The organism is Limnobacter humi, from assembly GCF_024518835.1.
GTDB lineage: Bacteria > Pseudomonadota > Gammaproteobacteria > Burkholderiales > Burkholderiaceae_B > Limnobacter > Limnobacter humi.
The window spans coordinates 18358-43225 of sequence record NZ_JANIGO010000005.1; the positions used below are offsets into that span (position 1 = coordinate 18358).

Genomic DNA, 24868 nt, shown 5'->3' on the forward strand with positions numbered 1-24868 from the left:
CTTTAGTGAATGCGCCACACGGTTGAACGCACGGAAGCCCAGGCGCCCAGCATGACCAGCACCACCCACACCGAGACCATGCCCAGCGCAGTGACCATGCTGGGTGCCTGAAAGCGAAAGCCGCTGTCGAATTGTCGGATCCACTGGCCGACTGCATCGTCGGCCAGACCCATGCCGCCGCTAACCAAGCCATAGGCCAGGCCAAACGCCACCAGGGCCAGACTGACCGACCACCACAGCGTGGGGCGGCCCACCTCGGCATCGGTGGCGCCCAGCGCTTTCAGCACATGCACCTCGGCCTGGTTGCGCACCAGTTGCAGGCGCACGGTGTTGAAGGTCACCACCAGCACCATGCCAGCGATCATCACCGCCAAGGCACCCGCAATGAGTTGGGCACTGTTGAGCAGGCCTTGCAGGCGGCGAACCCATTGGGCATCGTACTGAACAAATTCAACGCCAGCGTATTTCTTCCATTCGGCAATTTTGCTGTCGATAAGGTTGGTGTCGGTTTTGGCGTCCACACGCAAGGTGGCCACCACCGTGTAGGGCAGGGGGTTTTCGGGCAAGGCGGAGGCCAGGTCGGGCGTTTGGCTTTGCTCGCGCAGCCGCGCCAGGGCCTGTTGCGGCGTGACCACCTTGACCGACTCCAGATCAAAATCCCGCTTCAGCTTGGTGGCCGCGGTTTGCACGCTGTCTTCGGATGCGTCGGTGCGGAAATACAGGCTGACTTCGGGGTCGCCCACGGCCCGGTCCATGGAGGGAATGAGTGCGCTTAAGCCCTGCGCGATGGCCCAGGGCATGGCCAGCGCAATGGCCAGCACCAGGGCGTTGAACAGGTGGCCAAGGGGCTCGTCCAGCCACAGCTTCAGACCAGCTGAAATTGAAAACCATTGCAGTCGTAACCAGCGCATGTGTGTATTTCCGGTGTGGTGTGGGCTTTACTCAGGGTTGCTTACGCACCATAAGCCTTGTTCAAAAAGTCTTTCGAGAATTCCTGCACGCCACCTTCGCGCCCGCCGGCTTGAGACAGGTCTGCCGGTGTGGGCAGCACTTGCCCGTCCCCCAGGCGAAGGCGGTGGGTGACCCGGTTGAAACGATGGGATTCATGCGTGGCCACCATCACAGTGACGCCGGCCCGGTTGAATTCTTCCAGCAAGGTGACCACACGCGATGCCGACTCATCGTCCAGCTGCGCGGTGGGTTCGTCGGCCAGGACCAGTGCCGGCCGGTTGACCACTGCCCGGGCAATTTGCAGGCGCAGTTGTTGGCCGCCGGACAGTTCCGTGGGCAACATGTGGTCGGTGTGGCTAAGCCCCACCCGCGCCAAGGCCGCTTTCACCCGGCTTTGAATGTCGGTTTCAGACTGGCCTACCACGCGAAGCGGCAGGGCCACATTGTCGAAGCAGGTGCGGTTTTGCAGCAACTGAACATCCAGCCCGGTGTAGCCCACCGAACGGCGATAGTGTGCCCGCTCCCGGCGGTTCAGTTTGGCAATCGAGCTTTTGCCCACAAAAATATCGCCACTGCTGGGTGTTTCGAAAGTGGCCAGCAGCCGCAAAATAGAACTTTTACCAGCGCCGGAATGGCCTTCCAGCAGGGTGAATGAGCCTTTGGGCAACTGGAAGTTCACGCCCTTCAGAGCTGCATGTTCGCCATATTTCAGCGACACATTCTTGAATACGATCATGGCGCAGTGTTTCCTTCGGCATCAATGCCCACCAGGGCGTTGGCAAATTCCCGGGGGCTGAACGGGCGCAGGTCGCCGAGTTTTTCGCCCACGCCAATAAAGGCCACCGGTACACGGGTGCTCATGCTCATGGCGGCCAGGATGCCACCTTTGGCGGTGCCGTCAAGCTTGGTGACCACCAGCGCAGTCAACCCCAATGCATCGTTGAACGCCTTGATTTGCTGAAGCGCATTTTGACCATTGGTGGCATCGACCACCAGCACGATTTCATGCGGTGCATCAACCTTGGCTTTGCCCAGCACCTTCTTGATTTTTTTCAGCTCTTCCATGAGGTGCAGCTGCGTAGGCAGCCGGCCTGCGGTGTCGCAAATCACGATGTGGCTGTTGCGGGCAATACCCGACTGCACCGAGTCGAAAGCCACGGCACCGGGGTCGCTGCCCTCGGCAGAAATCACATCCACATTGCTGCGTTGGGCCCACACATCCAACTGCTCGCGCGCGGCCGCCCGGAAGGTGTCGCCAGCAGCCAGCAGCACGGAGTAACCAATTTCGGCATAGTGGTTGGCCAGCTTGCCAATGCTGGTGGTTTTGCCGGCTCCATTGACCCCAACCACCATCATGACCAGCGGGCGGGCGCGGTCGACACCCATGCTGGTTTCCAGTGGGCGCAGCAGGTCGAACACCGCATCGCGCAGCACCAAACGCACGCCTTCCGGACTGGTGATGCCGTGTTGATACACCTGGTCACGCACCTTTTGCATCAGCAGTTCGGTGGCAGGAAGCCCGCAATCGGCCAGCAGCAAGCGCTCTTCCAGGTCCTCGAAAAAAGCATCGTCCACTTTTTCGCCGGTGAACATGGAGGCCAGGCCGGAGCGTGTTTTGGTCAAGCCCGACTTCAGACGGCCTAGCCAGTCCTGTCGCTGCCCGGGGATGTGCATTCAATTCGCTCCATAAAACAGGGTGGCCAGTGAACAAATCGCGATTCACGCGGTCACAGGCTGGCGTGGTGAAGAACTTATTCTACCATTGCGGCAAAAGGCCTCCTTTGGCGAGGCTCCACAATGCAGACGGATGGATGACGCATGAAGCAACCCGGCACATACTCTTCTGGCCCCTGGATGGCCCGCATGACAGCAACCTTGGGCACAATCGCCCTGAGTGCCACCTTGCTGGCCCCGCTGGCAGCCCGCGCAGCCGATGGCGAGGTGACCCAGTACACCCTGAAAAACGGCCTGAGGCTGGTGGTGAAAGAGGACCACCGGTCGCCCACGGTGGCCCACATGGTGTGGTACAAGGCGGGTTCCATCGATGAATACAACGGCACCACGGGTGTGGCCCACGTGCTGGAACACATGATGTTCAAGGGCACCAAAACCCTGAAGCCTGGCGACTTCTCGAAGATTGTGGCGGGCCTGGGCGGGCGAGACAATGCCTTTACCAGCCGTGACTACACCGCCTACTTTCAACAACTGCAGGCCAAAAACCTGAAGCGGGTGTTTGAGCTGGAGGCCGACCGCATGGCCAACCTGCAACTGACCGAGGCTGAGTTCAAAAAAGAAATTCAAGTGGTGATGGAAGAGCGCCGCTGGCGCACCGATGACCAGGCCCAGAGCAAACTGTACGAAGCCTTCATGGCCACGGCCTACCAGGCCAACCCCACCCGCACGCCGGTGATTGGCTGGATGAACGACCTGGAGAGCCTCACTTACAAAGACGCTCGGCATTGGTACAACACGTGGTACACCCCCCAGAATGCCGTGGTGGTGGTGGTGGGCGATGTAAAACCCGCGCAGGTGAAGACCTGGGCGGAAGGCACCTACGGCCAAGTGAAACCCAAACAGCTTGAAGAGCGCAAACCCCAGGAAGAACCCAAGCAGGAAGGGGTGCGCCGCATTGAGGTGAAGGCACCGGCTGAAAACCCTTATGTGATGATGGGTTTTAAGGCGCCCAAGTTGGAAAACGTGGACAAAGACCGCGACCCCTATGCCTTGTCGGTGTTGGCCGCGGTGCTGGATGGTTATTCCGGAGCGCGCATGAACCGTGAACTGGTACAGGACAGCAAAGTGGCCACGCAGGTGGGCGCCAGTTACGACATGACCGGGCGCGGGCCGTCGATGTTCTTTCTGGATGCCACACCGTCGGACGGTAAAACCGTGGCCGATTTGGAGCCGCTGCTGCTGGCCCAGGTGAAGAAAGTGGCCGAGCAGGGCGTGACCGAGCAGGAATTGGCGCGGGTTAAAGCCCAGTTGGTGGCCGCGCAGGTGTTCAAGCGGGACTCCGTGTTTGGTCAGGCCATGGAAATTGGCCAGAACCTCATCATCGGTTTTTCAGTGAAAGACATTGACACCATGATTGAGAAAGTAAAGTCGGTAACACCCGCTGAAGTGCAAAGCGTGGCGCAGCGCTATTTCTCGCCCGACCAAATGACCGTGGGCACCCTGTTCCCCTTGCCGATCGACCCCAATGAAAAGCACAACAAGCCCAAGGGCCTGACCCACTAACCAGCACGCTCAGGAAGTACAGCATGAAACACTGGATGAACCCCTTGAAAACCGCGCTTGCAGTAGGCTTTGTGGCCCTGAGCGCCCAAGCCAACGCCGCCTTGCCCATTGAAACCTGGAAAACCGACAGCGGTGCGAAGGTGATGTACATGCGCGCCGAGGCGCTGCCCATTCTGGACTTGCGCATTGATTTTTTTGCCGGCAACCGTGCCGACCCCGCCAACAAGGTGGGGCTGGCCAGTGCCACGGCTGACATGATTGGCCGTGGCGCCGAAGGCCTGGATGAAAACCGGATTGCCGATGGTTTTGCCGACACTGGGGCCGTGTTTGGCAGTGCAGCGGGCGAGGACTCCGCCGGTTTGCAGCTGCGCACATTGACCTCGGAGCCCGAGTTTTCCAAGTCGATTGCCTTGTTCAAAACCGTGCTGCAAAAGCCGGTGTTTGATGCGCAGGTGTATGCCCGTGAACAGGCCCGCAGCATTGCCGGCCTGAAAGAAGCCCTGACCAAGCCCGACACCCTGGCCCAGCGCGCGTTTTCGCAAGCGCTTTACCCACAGCACCCCTATGGCTATGTGGAAACCGAGCAATCCATCAAGGCGGTGAGCATTGAGGATATTCGCCAGTTTTACAAAACCCATTACCTGGGCAATGCGGCGGTGGTGAGCATTGTGGGCAATATCAGCCGTGCGCAAGCTGAAAAGCTGGCCAATGAACTGACAGCTACCTTGCCCACCGGCACCCTGGCAGAACCCGCCTTGGGCAGTGCAAACGCAGCGCAATTGCAAGCGCAAATGCAGGGCAAAACCATCCAGATTGACCACCCGGCTGCGCAAAGCCACATCCTGATGGGTTTGCCCACCCTGGCGCGCGGTAATCCCCAGTATTTTGACTTGCTGGTGGCCAACCATGTGCTGGGCGGTGGCGGCTTCAATTCCCGGTTGATGAACGAAATTCGCGAGAAGCGCGGCCTGGCTTACAGTGCGTATTCGTATTTCATGCCGTCCGGTGATGCCGGGCCGTTCCAGGCCGGTGTGCAAACCAAGCGGGAGCAAACCGGGCAGGCGCTGGAACTGATGCGCAAAACCATTCTCGACTTCATCACCAAAGGGCCAAGCGCTGACGAGCTGAAGGCAGCCAAGGCCAACCTGGTGGGTGGGTTTCCCTTGCGCGTGGACAGCAATAGCAAGCTGATCACCAACATCTCGATGATGGGCCTGTACAACCTGCCGCTGGACTACCTGGACACCTGGACCGCCAACATCGACAAGGTGACGGTGGACAGTGCGCGCAAGGCCTTTGCCAATGCCGTCAAGGCCGATAAATTGGTGACTGTGGTGGTGGGCGGCCAGCCCAAATGAAGGCTGCACCGGGCAAGGCTGCACCGGGCAGCTTGCGGATTATTGCAGGCCACTGGCGCCGCCTGCAGTTGCCGGTTGCACCGGTGGAGGGGTTGCGGCCCACGCCTGACCGTGTCCGCGAAACCGTGTTCAATTGGCTGGGGCAGGATTGCACCGGTTGGCGCGTGCTGGACTTGTATGCCGGCACTGGCGCCCTGGGTTTTGAAGCGGCCTCGCGCGGCGCGGCTGAGGTGGTGCAGGTGGAAGCCCACCGGGTGGTGGCCCAGCAGCTGAATCAGAACAGAACCTACTTGCTCAGCAAATGGGATGCTGCGCAAGGCAAGGCCCCACACATTCAGGTGCAGGTGGGCGATGCGGTGGCGTACGCTCGCCAGGGCGGTACAAAAGCATTTGACCTGGTAGCCCTGGACCCGCCGTTTCGCACCAACCAATGGGTTCAGATTGCGCCCCATGTGCCCGGTTTGCTGAAACCCGGCGGTCTGGTTTACATCGAATGGCATGAAAACCTGTTTGCCGACGAGCAGGCTTTGGCGCAACAACTCGGAATTGCAAAAATTGATGCCCTGCGTCATTTAAAAGCCGGCCAAGTGCATGCGCATTTGTTCGCCCTGCCAGCTCTGTGATACAAAGCGGTTATCCACAATAAAACCCTGGCATTTTGGAGATCAGCGATGCGCATTGCTGTGTATCCCGGTACGTTTGATCCACTGACGCGCGGCCACGAAGACCTGGTTCGACGCGGTGCAAAAATATTCGACAAGCTGGTGGTCGGCGTGGCCGACAGCCCCAACAAGCGTCCATTTTTTTCCATGGATGAGCGGGTGCGCATTGCCGGTGAAGTGTTATCCCACTATCCCAATGTGGAAGTGAAAGGCTTTCGCGGCTTGCTGAAAGACTTTGTGCGCGCCAACGAGGCCAGTGTGATTATTCGTGGCCTGCGCGCGGTCAGCGACTTTGAATACGAATTTCAAATGGCGGGCATGAACCGCTACCTGCTGCCCGATGTGGAAACCATGTTTCTGACCCCGTCAGACCAGTACCAGTTTATTTCTGGAACCATTGTTCGAGAAATTGCCTCGCTGGGCGGCGATGTGAGCAAGTTTGTATTCCCGTCTGTTGAGCAGTGGTTGAACCAAAAGCTACAAGCCCGGCAAGGCGATGACCAACCGTAAAAAGCAGCATGGCCCTGATCATCACCGATGAGTGCATCAATTGCGACGTTTGCGAGCCCGAGTGCCCCAACGGGGCCATTGCCATGGGCGAGGAAATTTACGAAATTGACCCCTTGAAATGCACAGAATGCGTGGGCCATTTCGATGAGCCCCAGTGCGTGGTGGTGTGCCCGGTGGACTGCATTCCCAAAGACCCTGAACACCCGGAAAACCAGCAGCAACTGCTGGGCAAGTTTTTCAGGTTGCACCCTGACAAAACCCCGTATCTACAGGGTGGGTTGAAGACATAGGCGCAAGCCGTCCGAATGGGCCGCGGCGGTGCTGGCTGGCCCTTCACCCACATCTTCCACATGGAACCACGATTGCTGCCATTGCCAGATGGCGGCGCTGTCGGGCCGCATGCTTTTGGCAAAGGCCAGTTGACTGCAGTCTGGCCCGCGAACATGTGCGGGTGCAGGCAAGCCCTCGCTGCCTTCAATGGCAACGGGCTCGACTTGCAACCGCTGCGTGGCTGGGTTGAATTGCAGGTTAAAGGTCCAGGCCTGGGCATCCTGGTGGGTGAAGGTCCACTCGGCTTGCCGGAACGACCAGCGTTGCAGGGGCAAGCCGCCGGAAAAATCGCCGGCTGAAAATGCAGCTTGGTGGGTGTCGGGGTCATCGTCTCGGCGCAGGTAGAACCGCAGTTTTTGACCACTCAAGCGGACAATGGGGGCGCCGGTGTTGTGCTCACCTGCTTGCGCAGCGCTGAGCAGCAGTTGTTCCTGGGCCAGCGTGCCTGTCCACGGGAAACCTTGCCACTGGCCATTGAATTCCGTGTGCAGGTTTCTCAGTGACCAGGCAACTGTTCCATCGGCCGATTCATAACGCGCTGGCGACGCTTGCAGGGCCACATACGCCTTGGTGCCGTTGTTGGCGGAAAATCGCCAGGCCAGGGCCAGTGTTTCAGGCTCATTCGATGAGCCTGTGTTGTACCGGAAATCATCCAGCTGCGCTTGCGCCATGGATTTTCCCGAGGCGTGCCATTGCGCCTTGTCGATGCGCAGCTGCTGGATGTTCAACACGGGTTTGGGCCAGTTGCCCAGGCGGGTTTGATCGGCCTGATGCCAGTAATTCACCCATTCCAGGGGGATAGTGGGCATGCAGGTTCGCAGTGAACTCAGGCAATCGCCGGGGGTGTTGACCAGGCTGTCCAACCCTTTCACGGTGATGCTGGTGACCCGGGGTGCTTCGCCCTGCAAGAAACCGTAGTCTTCCAGTTCGAGACGAACCACGGCAACGCGCAATTGCTCGCCTGTGCGGACGTTGTGCTGAGACAGCCCGCTGAGAATGAGCTGAGGATGACGCCCAAATGCCAGCACAACCCGGTCTATCTGGGTGTTTCGGTTGGGAAACTGCTGCTGCAGCGCTGCCAGGTGGTGGGCCCAGAGGCCCCGGGGCACCGCCAAGCCATGGGTGGCCAGGGTGTACAACAGGCCAACCAGCCCAACGATTGCCGTGAGGATGGTCAGCCTGCGCATGCTGATTTACACGTTGAAGAGGAAGTTCATGACGTCGCCGTCGTGAACCACGTATTCCTTGCCTTCAGCACGCATCTTGCCAGCCTCTTTGGCGCCGTTTTCGCCTTTGAACGCGATGAAGTCATCAAAGGCGATGGTTTGGGCGCGAATGAAACCGCGTTCAAAGTCGGTGTGGATGACCCCGGCTGCTTTGGGCGCGGTGTCGCCAATCTTGATGGTCCAGGCGCGCACTTCCTTCACCCCGGCCGTGAAGTAGGTTTGCAAACCCAACAGCTTGAAACCGGCTCGAATCACCCGATTTAGGCCGGGTTCGCTCATGCCGATGCTTTCCAGAAATTCCAGTTTGTCGGCATCGTCCAGGTCGGCAATTTCGGCTTCAATGGCTGCACAGACAGCCACCACCGGTGCATTCTGTTTGGCAGCGTATTCCTGTAGGCGCGCCAGGAATGGATTGTTCTCGAAGCCGTCTTCAGCCACGTTGGCCACATACATGGCTGGCTTGGCGGTGATCAGGCCGAAGCTTTTGATGGCGAACAGGTCTTCGGCGTCCAGGCCCAAGGCGCGCACGGGTTTGACTTCATTGAGCTGTGCCTGGCATTTCTCGAGAATGGCCAGCACTTTGGCGGCTTCTTTGTCGTTGGCCCGCGCTTGTTTGGCATAGCGAATGACTGCCTTTTCGACCGTGCCCAAGTCAGCCAGGCACAACTCGGTTTCAATGGTTTCAATGTCGGACAGTGGGTCGACCTTGCCGTTGACATGCACCACATTGTCGTCTTCAAAGCAGCGCACCACATTCACAATGGCATCGGTTTCGCGGATGTGCGCCAAGAACTGGTTGCCCAGCCCCTCGCCTTTGGAGGCGCCCGCCACCAGGCCGGCGATGTCCACAAACTCCACCGTGGCCGGCACAATGCGCTCCGGTTTTACAATGTCGGCCAGTTGCTGCAGGCGGGCGTCTGGAACTTCCACAATGCCCACATTGGGCTCGATGGTACAGAAGGGATAGTTTTCAGCTGCAATGCCTGCTTTGGTGAGTGCATTGAACAGGGTGGATTTGCCAACGTTGGGCAGACCAACGATGCCGCATTTGAGTGTCATAGGGAGAAGTGCTTTGAGGGACGCGAAACAGGTTGAATTGTAACGCTTTTGCTGCTGGAACTTTCAGGGCTGGGTGGACTACTTATCAATTTGAATTGGTAAAGTCCAATGCCTCTAGCCGCTCAAACAAGCCTATTTCCCTCAACGAGAACCCACCGAGAGGTCAATTCAGCACTGTATTCGGAGGCCATCAATCCGGCCAGCAATCCGCGCTTGAATCAGCAGTTTGTGGCCTTGGCCCAAGTATTGTCCAGCGCAAAAGGATTGGACGGTGAGCTTCAGCAGTTGTTGGAGAGTATGAGCGCCAATCCAGCCAAACCCTTGTTGGTCTGCATAGACAGGGCTTGCTGGCCAGCTGCTTATCAGCCGGCAGAGCGCAAGTTGGTGATTCACCCAGACCTTATTCGAATCGCGCAGGACAGCCCGCCGGCCCGCCTGTATGCAGCAGCCGAGATTTTTGATCAGGTGATTTACGCCACACTGCATGCACAATCGACCGATTCGTCTGCGTCCATGGTGTTTCAAGGTGTTGGCACCGATGTTTTGAAAACATTGGTGCGCATCAAGGAAAAAAAGCAGACGCAACAGCAAACGGGTCTGAGCAATGCCCAGAGTGATCAACCTTCTGAGGCCAACGCCCCTTTGTTGATTGACCCCACCAGCGCTTGGCATTTGGCCTGCCCACGCTATGGTGACGAGTCCCATTGCGTGAGGGCATTTGTAAAAGCGGCCAACAAGCTGCTGGCGAGTCGGCCATGACCAAAAGTTATGCCCAGGCATTGAAAGCGCCAGTCATGTCGCAATCGAGCCAAGCAGTTGACCGTTCCAGTCGAGCCTCACCGGCACCCACTGACAATGTATTGTTTGGAGTGCCGGTGAAACCGTTGGCATTACCTCCGCGAGCCGTTGGGGTGGATGCCGACACAGGTGCGCTGACAGTGACGCCCCAGGGCGCGACTCAACTGGGAACCCCACCAGCCGGGATTATGGCGCAAATCACCAATGCTTGTTTCACGCAACAATTTACGGCACCAGCCGTTCGTGGTGCCGTCCAGCAATTCATCTCACCAGTCAGCTTACAAAAAATGCTGAATGAACCGGCCTTGTTGCGTGTGGTGGGCGATTTGCTCAATGAGAGCCAGGCACCACCGGTGGCATCATCGGTGGCACAATCGGCACGCCGTTCTTTGGACGCCAATTTCGAGACGATTGCCGGTCGCAAACCGCACCGATCAGAGCTCGCCGTGTTGCAGCAGGCTGGCGAGAGTTGGTCCAGTTCGAACAAGGCTCAGTCACTTCTGACCCTGGCTTCTGCGCCGACTGTATACGGTACGGTGTTTGATGAAATGCTCAAACGTCATGGTGATGTGCGTATTGCGACACACTCCCGAAACACACTTCGAGCAGAACACCCCAGAGATTATCAAGACTTGTGCAGCGTGTTGCAGTCTGTTCTTGGCAAACAATATTGTGCGAATGCCGAGAACTGGCGTTTGATCCAGGGACAGTGGACTAATCAGATCAAGGACAAGCGAAATTTTCTAATCACTGTGGTGCGAAACGCCGGGCAGCCCGTTCTGCGTTGGGTATCGGCCTCTGGCGCGCGCCGTGACGTTGATCAACACCCCAAAGGCCGAATCCAGCTTCGACTGACCGATGGATCAGTCAATCATCCTGGCGTTACGGCGTGCATGCCAACCTTGGAGCCTTCCCTGGATGAAAGGCGGTGTAATGTTGAGGCCAACATGGGCAGATTAAAGCCAATGGTCGGTGCGCCGGTGTACTTTGTATCCTGGGATGACCTGTTAATTGGTGGGCCCAGCAAGCCTCGTGAGGAAGCCCGAATTTTACCCAGAACATTCACGCGGACGTCCAGCGACGATTTTCATGATCGTGCCCGTGACACCGAATACGCGGTGATGTCTGCTCTTAGCATGGTGTTGCAAAACCATGGTTCCCATTTGGCGGGTCCCATTGAAATTACCATGTTTTCACGTTATCCCATGTGCTCATCCTGTCAAAGTGCATCCAGCTTGGCGCTGCTAAGGCCTGAATTTTCCGCAGTCAACCAATTCCGGATTTACAGTTAGCAGTGCAGTGGGTCGACCTGTTGCCTGTGTTTAAAGTCGCGGTTGCTCAAGCCAATTGGCAAACTCGTCGGCCAGTCGGTGGCTTTCTGCAATTGCGGCATTCCAGTGGGCAATGCGTTGATCATGGTCCAGGCCATAACGCTTGAAGTCGCTGCGGTCCGGTATTTTTTTGGCCGGCAGGCTGTTGACGAATTCGTCAGTGGGGCACAGCAGCACCACGTTGCTCATCCAGTCTGGGCGCGCTTTTCGAAGTTTGAGAAACTTGTCGAGCCAACCCGGGGTGACCGTGCTGGCGAAATGTGGATAGAGCACCAGCCCATCCAGCCGGTGATAGGGCAAGGCCAGGTGGTAGTCGGTCAGGCCTCCATCCCAAAACGGACCTTCATGGTGCTGCACGGTGTGTGCATCATCGGGCATGGCTTTCACAATGTGCTGTACCGGGTTGAGCACAAAGGGAATGCTGCCGGAAGCCAACAGTGCATCTCGAATGTTTAGCGGGTGCAGTTCGGCACGGTGGGTGGGGATGGCATCGAAGGGTTGATCCAGCCAGGCGGTGGCGGCACCGGGTGAATGGAATATCCAACGCTCAAAATAGCGGGACAGGTGGTTGCGGTTGATGCTGTTGGCCAACACTGCGGCAGCAAAGCCGCGTTTGCGTTCCCGCTGTTGCTGGGCATGGTGGAGGGGGCTTAAACCGCGGTTTACCCACACGAAAAGTTGTTTGTGCTGTGGCAGGCTCATGCTGTGAGCCTGATCAGCCACCAGCTGTTGAACCATGCTGTGGCACACTTCGGTGATTTGGTGGCGGTTCACCTGTTTGCCATAACGCTGCGCCTCGCAGTACTGCCAGGCAAGTCGCTTCAGGGCCTCCACGGGCTCACTGCTGGCCGCGGCAGCCATGCGCCAGGCACCAATGGAGGCACCCAGCAATTGCAAGGGCTTGGTGCCACTGGCGGCCCGTTGTTCCAGGTGCGCTGCATTGAACCATTGACCAAACAGAAAGTGGTCCAGGCCCTGCAGAATAAGGCCTTTGGGGCCGCCAGCAGCGCCGGGAATTGCCTGGACATCAAAGGGGGATAGGCCATGTTGCGCGATGTGTTTGCGCGCCCGCTCGCCTGCAATGATGCGCAGGGCTTTCATGCAGACTTCACCGCTTGATAGGCTTGGTCCACCTCCGTGTGCACCCGCGTGGTGGCTTGGGCCATGTCCCCCTTTAGAACCAGGTCGGTGTGCTTGAGCAAAATATCGATGGTTTTATCGATGGCGATTTGTTGATCGTTGCTGGGCCTGTGCAACACAAAGTCGGCCACGCCTTGTTGCAGGTTCAGGCTACGTGGGTGGCCAATGCCGATGCGCGCGCGCCAGAACTCGTTGCTGCCCAGGTGGGCCACCATGTCCTTCAAGCCATTGTGGCCGGCATGGCCGCCGCCTTTCTTGATCTTGAGCTGGCCGGGCAATAGGTCCAGCTCGTCATGGGCCACCAGGATTTCTTCTGGTTTGATCTTGAAGAACTTGGCCAGTGCGCCCACCGCTTGACCAGAGCGGTTCATGAAGGTGGTGGGAAACAATAGCCACACGTCTTCCCCGTGGGCTTTGATGCGGGCGATGTCACCAAAGAACCGTTTGTCGGATTGCAGGAAAACATTGTTCGCGCGGGCGAGGTCATTGAGGTACCACACACCAGCATTGTGGCGGGTGGTTTCGTATTGGGGGCCAGGGTTGCCGAGGCCCACGATAAGACGGATGGGAGTGTTGCTGGACATCAGGGTGTATGGCTGTGTGTGCTCAGGGCGAGTATACGCGCAGAAGCTGTGCGATGTGGGGGCAACACAAAACAAGCTCAGGCGTAAAAAAAGCAGACCGCCTTTCAGCGGTCTGCTTTCTCAACAACCGAAAAACCGGTGTGTTTACTCGTCGCCACCCGCCTTGGCGGCTGCGTTCTTGATCTTCACGGTTACCAGCGACAGGTCGTCTTGTCCGTGGTTGGGGATGGACACACCAGCGGGCAACTGCAGGTCAGTCACGTGAATGGAGCGCTTGGTGATGTCCAAGGTGCTGCAATCCACGGCGATGAATTCTGGCAGGTCTGCGGGCAGACATTCCACTTCCACCTGGTTGGCCACAAAGGTTACCTGACCGGCGTACAGCTTCACAGCTGGGCTTTCCAGGTGGCCGGAGTAGTGCAGGGGCACGGGCATGTGAACTTTCTGATTTGGGTCTACGCGCTGGAAATCCATGTGCAGGATTTGCTGCTTGTAAGGGTGCATCTGGTAGTCACGCAGCACGGCTTTTTCGGCCTTGCCATCGATTTCCAGGTCGAGAATCGATGAGTGGAACTTCTCTTTCTGCAGGGCGTGCCACAGTGGGTTGTGCTCGATGGCGATGGCAGCGGCTTGCGAGTTGCCACCATAGACAATGCCAGGTACCTGGCCAGCACGACGCAGGCGGCGGCTCGCTCCGGAACCCTGCTCTGTGCGGGATGTTGCGACGACTTTCATGTTGATCTCCAAATTTGAATTCACCGCGACCAGTGAACCCAAGGTATGCAGCACTGGGTAAGGGCGGCTGCAAATGGCCCTGTTTAATCAATGAACAGCGAGGACACCGAGTCGGAGCGGACGATGCGGCGAATGGTTTCGGCCAGCAGTTCGTCCACGCTCAGCACTCGAATGTTCTTGCTGTTTTTGGCTTCGTCGGACAATGGGATGGTGTCTGTGACCACCAGTTCATCCAGATCAGATTCTTCAACCCGCTGAATGGCTCCACCGGACAACACCGGGTGTGTACAGTAGGCCAGCACTTTTTTGGCGCCATGCGCCTTGAGCGCGGAAGCTGCCTTGCACAGGGTGTTCGCCGTGTCGACCATGTCGTCCATGATCACGCAGGTGCGGTCTTTCACGTCGCCAATAATGTTCATCACTTCGGCCACATTGGCACGGGGACGGCGCTTGTCGATGATGGCCAGGTCGCAGTCCAGGCGTTTGGCCAGTGCGCGGGCACGAACCACACCACCCACGTCCGGCGACACCACCATCAGGTTTTCAAATTTTTGTTTCCACACATCGCCCAGCAAAACGGGTGATGCGTAGATGTTGTCCACGGGAATGTCGAAGAAGCCTTGAATTTGATCGGCGTGCAGGTCCATGGTCAGCACGCGGTCAACACCCACCACCTGCAGCATGTTGGCCACGACTTTGGCCGTGATGGCCACGCGGGAGGAGCGCACGCGGCGGTCCTGGCGTGCATAGCCAAAGTAAGGGATGGCTGCGGTGATACGGCCTGCCGAGGCGCGTTTCAGCGCATCGATCATGACCATCATTTCCATCAGGTTGTCGTTGGTGGGGGCACAGGTGGACTGTAGGACAAACACATCCTTGCCGCGCACATTTTCGTTGATTTCCACCATCACTTCGCCGTCGGAGAAGCGGCCCACGGTGGCCTTGCCCAGTGGAATGTTCAGTTGTTTGGCCACAGACTCTGCCAGGGTCGGATTGGCGTTGCCGGTGAAGATCATCAAACTGTCGCTGGCCATGGTGTCCCCGGGGCTAAACGTGAGGGTTGAAGCAAACAATAAAAAAGGGCCAACCGATGGCTGGCCCTTTTGGTGGTTTGGCAGGGGAGGAAGGACTCGAACCCTCGCATGCCGGAATCAAAATCCGGTGCCTTAACCAACTTGGCGACTCCCCTAAAACTTTTTTCGACCGGCTGGTTAAACCCTTTATGAAAGGAGGGAACAACCAAACACCTGACCTGCCTGCATGAGCGGGTTGCCAGACACCGCCTGTTGTGCGCTGCTGAGTTGGCTTGGGCTGGCAAACACGGCAAACATGGCGGATCCGGAACCGGTCATTCGAACCAAAAGCGGGTTGGCCGTTGCAACCAGTTGTTTGAAACTGTTGAAGTACTGTTGCCACTCGGGCCGACGTTTTTCAACCACAGTTTGTAACACGTTGCAGGTGCTGGAACTTAAAAAGCTCAACAGGCACTGGTTGTTTACACCGCTTTCGAGACGGCTGGCCGAATCGAAGACCGCAATTTTGACGTCTTTCGAGTCGCGTGTCAATTCCGGATCACGAAAAATTTCATGGGTGGGGCAGGAAATGGGTGGTTTGAACACCAGCACCTGCCCTTGTAAGCCCGGCATGGGGGTTATTTTCTCGCCAATGCCCTCGACAAATGCTGGTTTTTGGGCCAGAAAGAAGGGCACGTCCGCCCCCAGTTGCAGAGCGCTGTGGTGTAGCAAATCCGCATCAAGCGGGCAGCCCAACGCGGTATTCAGGGCCTTCAGGACGGTGGCTGCGTTGCTGCTGCCGCCGCCCAGCCCCGCTTCTTCGGGAATTCGCTTGTCCACGTGCAGTGAAATGCGCAAGCCCTGTGACTGGTGTTGTGCCCAGGCCGCGTAGACAGCCTGCAGGGCGCGGACGGTGAGGTCTTTGTCCGGTGGAATGTGCAGCAGGTCGCCGGTGCGTTCGATGTGCAGGGCGGGCGTGGCCAAGCGTTGCACGCGCAGTTGGATCGTGTCGGCCAGGCTGATGGGACAGAACACGCTTTGCAGCAGGTGATAACCATCGGCCCGCCGACCTGTGATGTGCAGGAACAGGTTGATTTTGGCGGGTGAGGCCAGGGTGGTGTCGAGCAGGCTACTCGCGCCCAATTTTGCCTTGCGGAATCAGGTCGATGCGGCCAGAGGTATTGTTTTGAACAAACAACACCCGGTAATGGCCATCGCTGTTTTGCCATTTCCAGTGTTCGGGCAGTGTGGGCAGCTGGTTTGGATTTGGGTTTTTCATCCAGTTCACCAAGGCATCGGCGGGCAGTGTGACCGGGAACATCAGGTCAAACAGGCTTTGCCAGTCTTGCGCCAAATACACCCGCCCGTCGGCCGCACGCACCTCGTAGTAATTGCCGTTGCGCTGGGCTTGACCAAGGCTGGGGCCGAGGGTTGAATTCACTTCCAGGTAGGCCAGCTCCACCGGTGGGTGATCGCCCTTCACGGCAATACCAGAACGCCATTCATAGGACCCGGACACCGATTCGGCCTTGACCTGGCCTTGATCGTCGACCGCCTTCCACAGCAACCCGAAACGCCCGTAGTGACAGCTGGCATCACTGGCGGTGCAGTCGATGCCGCCAGCCGGTTTGCCCAGGGTGCTGCAGGCCGACAGCAGAAAACCCAGAAGAACTGGGGCCGTCCAGCGGAGCCAGCCGGCTTGGTGTGTGTGGACGTGCTGCATGGTTTATACGCCTGACAGGGTTTGAAGCAGGCGGCCCAGTTTGTCGCTGTTGGGGAAGCGCTGCTTGAGTTTGTCGCCCAGCTGGCGGGCTTCCTGTTGCTCGCCGTTTTTGGACAGCACCTCAACCAGGTGGGCACCAATTTCTTCGTCGGGCCGAAGGGCATAGGCTTTGCGCAAGGTTTCCACGGCTTTGTCCAGATTGCCCATGCGGTAGTGCACCCAGCCCAGGGAGTCCAGGATGAACGGATCGTTGGGGGCCAGTTCAACGGCTTTGGTGATCAGTGTCAGTGCTTCGGGCAGTCGCAGGTTGCGCTCGGCCAGGGTATAACCCAGGGCGTTGTAGCCGTGGGGGTTGTCCGGGCGGACCGAAATCAGGGCGTTGAGGTAATGTTCGACGGTGGCCAGGTCGTTTTGCCGTTCGGCCACCATGGCCCGTTCATAAAGCAGGTCGGGTTGGTTGGGGTAAGCCCTCAGGCTGTTGTCCAGTTCAGCCACAGCCTGCTCGGGCATTTTCCGCGTTTCGGCCAATTGGCTTTTGGCCAGGGTTAGGCGCACCGCCAGGTCTTCGTTGGCTGGTTTGAATGCATTGAGCACCCGGGCTGCTGCACGGTAGTTGCCTTGCTGTTCGTACACCGCCGATTTTTTCAACTGGATGTCGATGTCGTCTCGGGCGTTGGGCGCTTTGTCCAGCCAGCGCAAGGCGCCAGCGGTGTCTTTGTCGTTTTGCGCCAGTTCAGCCAGCGTCAGGTAAATCAGGGTTTCATTCTGGCGCTCGGTGGTTGGGGTGCGTTTCAAATAAGTGTTGAAGTTGGCCTCAGCACCCTGGCGATCGCCTGTTTTTGACAGCACAAAACCCAGGCTGGAATACAGCGGTGTGTTGTCGGGTTGAAGCGCAATCATTTCCCGAAAGCGGTCGCGTGCCAGCGGCCATTGCTCAAGCTGGGTGTAGGTGCGGGCCAGGTACAGTCGGGCGCCAAACCAGCGGGGGTTCTCGTCGGCTTTGGTGGCCATCAGTTGCAGGGCTGCGTCGGGGTTTGCGTCCCGGCGTTCCATGATTTGTGCCAGTTGAACGTAATACCGTTCCTGTGGTGATACTGCAATCACCTTGTTCAGGTGGTCGGCAGCCAGTGCAAATTGATCGGACGACTCCGCGATTTGGGACAACAACAGTTGTGTGTCAGCGTCTTGGGGTTGATTGCCGAACAGGGTGATGGCCGTGTTGTATGCCTTGGTTTTGTCTGGAATGCGCAGCAGCATTTCCAGCGCCACCTTTTGCGGTGTGGCGCTGCTGAGTCCGGGGTGGGATTGCTCGGCGGCCTTGACCTCGTTCAGGTAGGTCTTGAGGGCTGGCATGGCCTCATCGACCCGATTGGTACCCAGTTGCAACACCAGAACAGAGCGGCTGGCCTGTTTGTCGCTGGGGGCCAGTTGTTGCCACAGGCGGGCGGCTTCCAGTGCCGGTTCCAATTGGCTTTCGCCCAAGGCAATTTCCAGGGCTCGTTTGGCCAGTTCGGGATTTTTTTCGAGTTTGGCTGCCTCGGTGTAGGCCAGGGTGGCCGAATAGGCATCGCCCCGCTGGCTGGCAATTTCGGCGGTGAGCAGCGCAAACAGCGGATTTTGCTCCACCAGTTGAGCCACACGCTGCTGATAGCTTTGGCGGGCGCCATCGGGGGTATTGGCGAACGCATTTTGGTCTGACTGCGGTGCGGTGGCACAGCCTGCTACAATGCTGGCCATTAACAGGCCGGCCGTGCATGTCAGTACCCGATTCAGAGATGTCATGATTTACTACCCGATGTGTAGGCCAAGGCCAATGCCAATGCAGTGCTTATTATTATCACATGACCCAATCGCTTTGGGGCCACAAGACCCCACTCCCCCAGATGTGTCTGTTCTTCAAGGTTGATCACCATGCCGGAATTGCCTGAAGTGGAAATCACGGCCCGTGGTGTGGGGCAGCATGTGTTGGGTCACCTCCTTGAACGCACCACGGTGCTGGAAAGACGACTTCGCTGGCCGGTGCCCGATGCCGTCAACCTGTGCAACGGGTGGACACTGGATTCGGTAACCCGTCGCTCAAAGTACCTGGTGATGCAGTTTGGCCAACAGGCTTTGGTGGTTCACTTGGGGATGTCTGGCTCACTGAAGGTGGTAGACCCTGCGGCACCCCTGGAAAAACATGACCACATTGAGTGGTTATTTCGCGCCGCGGATGGCCGCCACTGTGCCTTGCGTTACAACGACCCCCGACGCTTCGGCAGTGTGGAACATGTGGCGGTGACGGCGGGTTGGGAGGCGCGCTTTCAGCGATTTTCCGCCTTGGGCCCCGAGCCTTTCAGCGCAGACTTCACGCCGCAGGGGCTGTTCAAAGCCACCCGGGGAAAGCGCGTGTCCATCAAGGCGTTGCTGCTGGCTGGCCATGCTGTGGTGGGGGTGGGCAATATCTACGCCTGCGAGGCCTTGTTTCGAAGTGCCATTCGACCTGGACGTGCAGCAGGCCGGTTGAGCCGCGCCGACTGTGTCCGATTGCACCAGGCGGTGGTGGCGGTGCTTGGCGAGGCGATTGAACGGGGCGGTTCAACCCTGCGCAATTTTTCAGCGGTGAATGGTGAGCTTGGACATTTTCAGACCCATTGCGATGTGTATGGTCGAGAGGGCGAGCCGTGCAAACGCTGCGGGGCCACCGTGAAGCGCCGGGTGATGAACCAGCGCAGCACCTTTTACTGCCCTGGGTGCCAGGCATGAGTGCGCAGGCCACTCCCGCGCCTCTACAGGCCAAGGCTTTTGCAGATGCAGTGACGGCGTGGCAAAAGCGGGAAGGCCGGCAACACTTGCCCTGGCAATACACTGGGGATGCCTACAAAGTGTGGTTGAGCGAGATCATGCTGCAGCAGACCCAGGTCAGCACGGTGCTGAATTACTACGCCCGTTTTCTGGATGCTTTTCCAACAGTGGCCGACCTGGCTGCTGCCCCCAGCGAGGCTGTGATGACCTTGTGGGCAGGCTTGGGCTATTACAGCCGTGCGCGCAATTTGCATGCGTGTGCAAAAGCGGTGGTGGCGCAGTTTGGTGGACAGTTTCCGCGGGATGTGGAGGCCTTGGCCTCGCTGCCTGGTATTGGCCGTTCCACCGCGGGCGCGGTTGCCTCCCTGGCCCATGGCGTGCAGGCGCCGATTCTGGATGGCAATGTGAAGCGGGTGTTTTGCCGCTATTACGGCATTGAGGGTGACCCGATGTCCACGCCCGTGGTGAAGCGACTGTGGGAGATCGCCCAGCACAATGTGCCCGCGGTAGAGCCTGGGCGATACAACCAGGCTTTGATGGATTTGGGCGCTACGCGATGCACGCCGCGCAATGCACGCTGCGGCCAGTGCCCGTTGATGTCCACCTGCGTGGCCTTGCGGCAGGGGCGTGTTGAGCAACTGCCATCGCCCAAACTCAAAAAGCCCAGGCCTGAATTGCATTTTGTGGCGATTTGGCTTGTGGATGCCCGTGGTTGTGTCTGGTTGCAACAGCAGACCGAACGCGGGCTCTGGAAAGACCTGTGGATGCCACCGTGTATTCCGGTTCCCGTGAATTCTGATTCAGGCTCATGGTATGAGCTTGTGCGTGCATTGGTGCAGAGTACCGGTTTGCAAGTGAATGCCGATGCACTGCGCACAGCATTGAATTCAGCGGCTGCACAACCGTGGCTGGTGCATGAGTTGACGCACCGCAAGATGCATTTTAAAACCGTGTTGTTGCGTCATGACGGGGTGCTGGACTTGTGCAAAGCGGCCGATGCACTGCCCTTGCCCAAGGTGGTTCACAAGTTAACCGAGGCTGCGGTGGCGCAGCAAAATACTCTCGATGTCGGCCAGGGGTTGGCTTTGAAATAGGCGGGCCAGTGTCTCGGCCACATACACCGAGCGGTGTTGGCCACCCGTGCAGCCGATGGCCACGGTGACATAGCTACGGTGCTCATCCAGGTAGGAAGGCAACCATTTGCGCAAGTAGTGCTCAATGTCCCCAACCAGTTCATGGCTTCGGTTGTCGGCTTGAATGAAGGCAACCACTTCCGCGTCTTTGCCGGTCAGCGGGCGCAGGTTTTTGTCGTAATACGGATTGGACAAACAGCGCACATCAAACACCAGGTCTGCATCCGTGGGCAGCCCTTTTTTGAATCCAAAGGTTTCAAACACCAGGGTAAGGCGGGCTTTCTGGCCTTCCACGGTGTCTAGCACCCAGCGGCGCAAGGTGTTGGGCAGCAAGCCCGAGGTGTCGATGCTGTTGGAGATGGCTTTCAGCGGTGCCAGGGCCAAACGCTCTGCATCCACACATTCCTGCACGGTGGCCTGCTCGCCCAGGCGCGCACTCATGGGGTGGCGGCGACGGCTTTCGGAGTAGCGCGTGACCAGTGTTTCATCATCGGCATCCAGGAAGATGGGCCGCGCATCGGTGCCTTGTTTGCGAAGGTTCAGCAGCAGTTCAGGTACGTCCACAATGTCTTTGCCGGTGCGTGCATCGGCTGCAATGGCCACTTGGCCAATGCCCTCGGATTCCAGTCGCTTCAGAACATCCGCAATGAAACTGGGTGGCAGGTTGTCGACGCAATAAAAGCCGGAATCTTCCAGCGCCCGAATGGCCACTGATTTGCCGGAGCCTGACATGCCGGTGACCAAAACCACTTTCATGGGTTGCTCCTTGGGTGGGTGCGTTCAGTGGTCCAGATCGGCATCGGGAATGGTGGGGGGTTCTTCGCCACCCAATTCGCTCAACATGGCTTTTTGCTGGCGCACCATGAATTCGTCCAGTGTATTGATGCCCCGCATTTGCAAAATGGTGTTGCGCACGGCGGCTTCCAGCAGCACGGCCAGGTTGCGGCCTGCAGCCACTGGCAGCATCACTTTCCGAATGGGAAGGCCCAGCACTTCCTGGAATTGGGTTTCGGTCAGCAAACGATCCTGGTGTTGTTCGAGTGACGCCCTGCGCACCAGGTGAACAATCAGCTTCAGGCGCATTTTGCGCCGCACGGCGGTTTCACCAAAAATGGCTTTGATGTCCAGCAGGCCCACCCCGCGCACTTCCATCAGGTTGCGAATGAGTTCTGGGCAACGCCCTTCGATGTAATTGGGCGCCACGCGGGAAAACTCCACCACATCATCGGCCACCAAACCTTGCCCACGGGAAATCAGTTCCAGACCGAGTTCACTTTTGCCCAAACCCGATTCGCCGCAGATCAGAACACCCATGCCCAGCACGTCCATGAAGACGCCATGCATCATGGTGGTGGGAGCCAGCCATTTGTTGATGTAGACCCGCAGGAAATCGATGATTTCAGCGGCGGGCAAGGGGGTTGTCAGCAGCGGAATGTTGGCCGTGTTGCAGGCCTCGGACAGCAAGGGGTGTGGATTGAACGACTCGGCCACAATGATGGCGGGCGGGTTGCCTTCAATCAGTTTTTCTATTTGATGGCGCTTGCGGTCATCGGAAATTCGGGCGAAGTATTCGATTTCCTGCCGGCCAAACACCTGAATGCGGCCTGGGTGAATGGTGTTGAGGTGACCGACCAGGTCTGAGGATGCAAAGCACTGAAGATCCAGGCCCCGGCTGCCACCATTCAGGCCTGCCAACCACTCCAGTTTGAGTTTGTCGCGGTTGGCTTCGATGAGTTCTCTCAGTTGCTTCACGGGTGCTTAACTCGCCGGTTGGTAGGGCTCCCAGTTGGCGATGAGCTGATGGGTCAGTTCCGGATTGGATTCTGTCAGCAGCTTTTCGCGGAATTCGCGGTCAGACAACATTTGAGCCAGTTCAGACAGTATATCCAGATGGTGCTGGTTTGCGCTTTCGGGCACCAGCAAAAACATCAGCAGCTTGACGGGTTGGCCGTCGGGCGCATCGAAGGGAATCGGGTCTTGCACTCGGACCAGGCAGGCCACCGGTTCGCGCAAGCCTTTGATGCGACCATGGGGTACTGCCACTTGCTGCCCCAGGCCTGTGGACCCGAGACGTTCGCGCGCAAACAGACTGTCGAATACCTTGGCCCGGGCAATGCCCTGGTTGTTTTCAAACACCAAACCGGCTTGTTCAAATACGCGCTTTTTGCTGGTGACTTGCGCATCCAACACGATGTTGGATGACGGCAGAAGATTTGCGATTAAGTTCATCGGATTGATTCCCGATACCCGCTTCAAAAATTGTGGGCCGATTATACGCCATAAAAACAAAAAAGGCGGAACGGGGTCCGCCTTTTGGATTTCCCTGAAAATACAGGGATTTAGGTGTTTTGCCGATGGGGCTCTGTTTGCAGTGTGTTATTCCGCTTCCTCGACTGCCGAGTGTTTGATGGGGGCATGGCTGTGGCTGGTCAGTTTGTCTTTGTGACGCAGCACTTGTCGGTCGAGCTTGTCGGCCAGCGAGTCAATGGCGGCGTACATGTTCTCGTCACTGGACTCCGCGTGAATGTCTTTTCCGCGCACATGCAGGGTTACTTCTGCTTTTTGAACCAGTTTGGTCACCGACAGCGTGACCGATGCGTCAATCACATGGTCAAAGTGCCTTTTCACCCGATCGAGTTTTTCAATCACATACTGGCGAATGGCTGGGGTAACTTCGAGATGATGACCATTGATGTTCAAGTTCATACAGACTCTCCTTACGTTGCTGCGCATTGGCCCCGTGCAAAAGTCAGAGCGATTTGCGCATGTTCACCGGGGGTATCTTGAGTGATTCCCGGTATTTAGCCACCGTGCGTCTTGCGACCACGATGCCCTGCTGACCGAGTAGTTCGGCAATCTGGCTATCGGATATTGGCTGCTTCGGGTCCTCCGAGGAAATCAGTTGCTTGATGAGCGCACGGATGGCCGTGCTGGAAGCCTGTCCGCCCGAGTCGGTGGAAACATGGCTGCCGAAGAAATACTTTAGCTCAACCAACCCATGCGGCGTCAACATGTATTTTTGCGTGGTGACTCGCGAAACAGTCGATTCATGAAGGCCCAAAAGATCCGCTATTTCTCGCAGAACCAAAGGTTGCATGGCGATTTCACCATGGTTGAAGTAGCCGATTTGCCGTTCAACAATGGCTTGAGAGACCCGTAAAATCGTGTCAAATCGCTGTTGAACGTTCTTCAATAACCACCGGGCTTCCTGCAATTGGGCGCTCAGTTGGGCGCTTTGCCCGCGATTGGAACGCAAAATGGCCGCGTAAACCTCGTTGATGCGAATGCGGGGCATCACATCGGGGTTCAACTGGACATGCCATTTGCCACCGGATTTGCGCACGATGACATCGGGCACCACATGGTCGTCGTCCACGCGGCGGAATTTGGCCCCGGGAAATGGTTCCAGCGAGCGGATGAGTTGGTGGCATTCCTTGAGCAGCTCTTCATCCACATTGAGCGCTTTTTTCAGCTTGGTGTAGTCGCGTTGGGCCAAAAGGCTCAGGTGTTCCGAGATGATCAGGCGGCAGGTATTGAACAGTTGCGTGTCGTTGGCTAGGTGTTGCCGGGTTTTTAGCTGCAGAAGCAGGCATTCGGATGCGTTGCGGGCCCCCACGCCTGGCGGGTCGAAACTTTGCAGCAATTTGAGGGCTGCCTGCAATTCCTCAAATTCAAGATCGGGCACTTCCTGCAGGGTGTCCCACAGGTCTTCCAGCTCGACGGTGAGGTAACCGTCGTCATTGAGGTAGTCGATCAGCCACAGCACCAGGTTTTTGTCGCGCTCGGACGCATTGGTCATGCGGAGCTGGTCGATGAGGTGTTGCGAGAGGCTGCTCTCAGGGGCCGCCAGCTGCAACCCGGGTTTTTCTTCATCGCCGTCGGGATGGGTTCCACTGTTGTCACGCCAATCGCCTTCCCAGTTGTCCTGAATGGCGTCGATGCTGTCGCGTTGAACCTGGTCTTCGCCGTCCCGGTCTGCATCGGGCGCCAGTTCCTGGACCTGCTCAGCCACGGGCTCTGCGCGCGCTGGCTCGGTTTCGCCGGGGTCAAAGCTGTCGGTGGGTGTGTCGTCCAGTTCGCTGTTGGCACCCAGGCTCACGGTTTGGTCTGCGCCATTTTCATCGCCGTCCTCATCGGACACTTCCAGCAAGGGGTTTTCGGCCAGGGCTTGCTGAATTTCCTGTTGCAGTTCCAGCGTGGACAATTGCAGCAGCCGAATGGACTGTTGCAATTGAGGTGTCAGCGTCAGGTTTTGTGAGACTTTGAGTTGAAGCGACTGTTTCATGGCGTGGTT

26 protein-coding genes and 1 tRNA gene are annotated in these 24868 nt (G+C 57.9%); 9 read left to right on the forward strand and 18 right to left on the reverse strand.

All coding sequences use genetic code 11. From position 1 onward, the window contains the following. Positions 1–2 precede the first annotated feature (2 nt). The 3 genes from NQT62_RS13295 to ftsY are packed head-to-tail and all read right to left on the reverse strand — an operon-like array spanning position 3 to position 2625. Positions 3–911 carry a cell division protein FtsX gene (locus NQT62_RS13295; protein ID WP_256765220.1) on the reverse strand — a complete coding sequence of 303 codons (909 nt, stop codon included), beginning with the start codon at positions 909–911 and terminating at the stop codon, positions 3–5. Between the two features lie 41 nt (positions 912–952). Continuing rightward, positions 953–1687 (reverse strand): cell division ATP-binding protein FtsE, encoded by a 735-nt coding sequence (locus tag NQT62_RS13300; protein WP_256765221.1) that lies wholly within the window; start codon positions 1685–1687, stop codon positions 953–955. After that, complete coding sequence (ftsY, locus tag NQT62_RS13305) at positions 1684–2625, reverse strand: signal recognition particle-docking protein FtsY (RefSeq protein ID WP_256765222.1); 942 nt, start codon at positions 2623–2625, stop codon at positions 1684–1686. The genes NQT62_RS13300 and ftsY overlap by 4 nt, the downstream gene beginning before the upstream one ends. A gap of 144 nt (positions 2626–2769) precedes the next feature. Here ftsY and NQT62_RS13310 point away from each other — a divergent pair, with 144 nt between their 5' ends. The 5 genes from NQT62_RS13310 to NQT62_RS13330 are packed head-to-tail and all read left to right on the forward strand — an operon-like array spanning position 2770 to position 7008. Beyond that, positions 2770–4188: a M16 family metallopeptidase gene (locus tag NQT62_RS13310; protein ID WP_256765223.1), complete on the forward strand. Its 1419-nt coding sequence runs from the start codon at positions 2770–2772 to the stop codon at positions 4186–4188. 23 nt (positions 4189–4211) lie between these two features. Further along, positions 4212–5546, forward strand: a complete 1335-nt coding sequence (locus NQT62_RS13315; RefSeq protein WP_256765224.1) for a M16 family metallopeptidase — start codon at positions 4212–4214, stop codon at positions 5544–5546. Beyond that, on the forward strand, positions 5543–6169 hold the full coding sequence (gene rsmD / locus NQT62_RS13320; RefSeq protein ID WP_256765225.1) for a 16S rRNA (guanine(966)-N(2))-methyltransferase RsmD: 627 nt from the start codon (positions 5543–5545) through the stop codon (positions 6167–6169). The genes NQT62_RS13315 and rsmD overlap by 4 nt, the downstream gene beginning before the upstream one ends. Positions 6170–6217: 48 nt before the next feature. Further along, positions 6218–6718: a pantetheine-phosphate adenylyltransferase gene (gene coaD / locus NQT62_RS13325; RefSeq protein WP_256765226.1), complete on the forward strand. Its 501-nt coding sequence runs from the start codon at positions 6218–6220 to the stop codon at positions 6716–6718. 8 nt (positions 6719–6726) lie between these two features. Beyond that, entirely contained in the window at positions 6727–7008 is a 282-nt protein-coding gene (locus NQT62_RS13330; RefSeq protein ID WP_256765227.1) for a YfhL family 4Fe-4S dicluster ferredoxin, read from the forward strand. Here NQT62_RS13330 and NQT62_RS13335 read toward each other — a convergent pair. Then, positions 6985–8235, reverse strand: coding sequence for a hypothetical protein (locus NQT62_RS13335; protein WP_256765228.1), 1251 nt, complete (start codon positions 8233–8235; stop codon positions 6985–6987). The two genes, NQT62_RS13330 and NQT62_RS13335, sit on opposite strands and share 24 nt — an antisense overlap. A 6-nt stretch (positions 8236–8241) precedes the next feature. Beyond that, on the reverse strand, positions 8242–9333 hold the full coding sequence (ychF, locus tag NQT62_RS13340; protein ID WP_256765229.1) for a redox-regulated ATPase YchF: 1092 nt from the start codon (positions 9331–9333) through the stop codon (positions 8242–8244). Positions 9334–9441: 108 nt separating this feature from the next. Here ychF and NQT62_RS13345 point away from each other — a divergent pair, with 108 nt between their 5' ends. After that, entirely contained in the window at positions 9442–10092 is a 651-nt protein-coding gene (locus tag NQT62_RS13345; protein WP_256765230.1) for a hypothetical protein, read from the forward strand. Next, positions 10089–11423, forward strand: coding sequence for a hypothetical protein (locus NQT62_RS13350; protein WP_256765231.1), 1335 nt, complete (start codon positions 10089–10091; stop codon positions 11421–11423). Before NQT62_RS13345 ends, NQT62_RS13350 begins: the two co-directional genes overlap by 4 nt. Before the next feature lie 30 nt (positions 11424–11453). On the opposite strand, the gene NQT62_RS13355 is transcribed toward NQT62_RS13350, so the two are convergent. From NQT62_RS13355 to NQT62_RS13390, 8 genes are all read right to left on the reverse strand, one after another. After that, positions 11454–12563 carry a patatin-like phospholipase family protein gene (locus NQT62_RS13355; protein ID WP_256765232.1) on the reverse strand — a complete coding sequence of 370 codons (1110 nt, stop codon included), beginning with the start codon at positions 12561–12563 and terminating at the stop codon, positions 11454–11456. After that, positions 12560–13186, reverse strand: coding sequence for an aminoacyl-tRNA hydrolase (gene pth / locus NQT62_RS13360; protein ID WP_256765233.1), 627 nt, complete (start codon positions 13184–13186; stop codon positions 12560–12562). Before pth ends, NQT62_RS13355 begins: the two co-directional genes overlap by 4 nt. A gap of 144 nt (positions 13187–13330) precedes the next feature. After that, positions 13331–13921 (reverse strand): 50S ribosomal protein L25/general stress protein Ctc, encoded by a 591-nt coding sequence (locus NQT62_RS13365; protein ID WP_256765234.1) that lies wholly within the window; start codon positions 13919–13921, stop codon positions 13331–13333. Positions 13922–14004: 83 nt separating this feature from the next. Beyond that, positions 14005–14955 carry a ribose-phosphate diphosphokinase gene (locus tag NQT62_RS13370; RefSeq protein WP_256765235.1) on the reverse strand — a complete coding sequence of 317 codons (951 nt, stop codon included), beginning with the start codon at positions 14953–14955 and terminating at the stop codon, positions 14005–14007. Positions 14956–15033: 78 nt separating this feature from the next. After that, positions 15034–15110: transfer RNA gene (locus tag NQT62_RS13375), tRNA-Gln, on the reverse strand. 31 nt (positions 15111–15141) lie between these two features. Beyond that, the gene (gene ispE / locus NQT62_RS13380) at positions 15142–16077 is read right to left on the reverse strand and encodes a 4-(cytidine 5'-diphospho)-2-C-methyl-D-erythritol kinase (RefSeq protein WP_256765236.1); all 936 of its coding nucleotides are present in this window, start codon (positions 16075–16077) and stop codon (positions 15142–15144) included. Next, the gene (locus tag NQT62_RS13385) at positions 16064–16657 is read right to left on the reverse strand and encodes a hypothetical protein (protein WP_256765237.1); all 594 of its coding nucleotides are present in this window, start codon (positions 16655–16657) and stop codon (positions 16064–16066) included. Before NQT62_RS13385 ends, ispE begins: the two co-directional genes overlap by 14 nt. A 3-nt stretch (positions 16658–16660) precedes the next feature. Beyond that, on the reverse strand, positions 16661–18439 hold the full coding sequence (locus tag NQT62_RS13390; protein ID WP_256765238.1) for a tetratricopeptide repeat protein: 1779 nt from the start codon (positions 18437–18439) through the stop codon (positions 16661–16663). Positions 18440–18568: 129 nt separating this feature from the next. Here NQT62_RS13390 and mutM point away from each other — a divergent pair, with 129 nt between their 5' ends. Both mutM and mutY read left to right on the forward strand, forming a co-directional pair. Continuing rightward, positions 18569–19402 carry a bifunctional DNA-formamidopyrimidine glycosylase/DNA-(apurinic or apyrimidinic site) lyase gene (gene mutM / locus NQT62_RS13395; RefSeq protein WP_256765239.1) on the forward strand — a complete coding sequence of 278 codons (834 nt, stop codon included), beginning with the start codon at positions 18569–18571 and terminating at the stop codon, positions 19400–19402. Then, positions 19399–20535 (forward strand): A/G-specific adenine glycosylase, encoded by a 1137-nt coding sequence (mutY, locus tag NQT62_RS13400; RefSeq protein ID WP_256765240.1) that lies wholly within the window; start codon positions 19399–19401, stop codon positions 20533–20535. The genes mutM and mutY overlap by 4 nt, the downstream gene beginning before the upstream one ends. On the opposite strand, the gene rapZ is transcribed toward mutY, so the two are convergent. From rapZ to NQT62_RS13425, 5 genes are all read right to left on the reverse strand, one after another. Further along, on the reverse strand, positions 20470–21330 hold the full coding sequence (gene rapZ / locus NQT62_RS13405; protein WP_256765241.1) for an RNase adapter RapZ: 861 nt from the start codon (positions 21328–21330) through the stop codon (positions 20470–20472). The genes mutY and rapZ overlap by 66 nt on opposite strands. Positions 21331–21354: 24 nt before the next feature. Beyond that, positions 21355–22326 carry an HPr(Ser) kinase/phosphatase gene (gene hprK, locus NQT62_RS13410; RefSeq protein WP_256765242.1) on the reverse strand — a complete coding sequence of 324 codons (972 nt, stop codon included), beginning with the start codon at positions 22324–22326 and terminating at the stop codon, positions 21355–21357. A gap of 6 nt (positions 22327–22332) precedes the next feature. After that, positions 22333–22803 carry a PTS sugar transporter subunit IIA gene (locus tag NQT62_RS13415; RefSeq protein WP_256765243.1) on the reverse strand — a complete coding sequence of 157 codons (471 nt, stop codon included), beginning with the start codon at positions 22801–22803 and terminating at the stop codon, positions 22333–22335. Positions 22804–22950: 147 nt separating this feature from the next. Then, positions 22951–23280 (reverse strand): ribosome hibernation-promoting factor, HPF/YfiA family, encoded by a 330-nt coding sequence (gene hpf / locus NQT62_RS13420; protein WP_256765244.1) that lies wholly within the window; start codon positions 23278–23280, stop codon positions 22951–22953. Positions 23281–23323: 43 nt separating this feature from the next. After that, positions 23324–24859, reverse strand: coding sequence for an RNA polymerase factor sigma-54 (locus NQT62_RS13425; RefSeq protein WP_256765245.1), 1536 nt, complete (start codon positions 24857–24859; stop codon positions 23324–23326). Positions 24860–24868 lie beyond the last annotated feature (9 nt).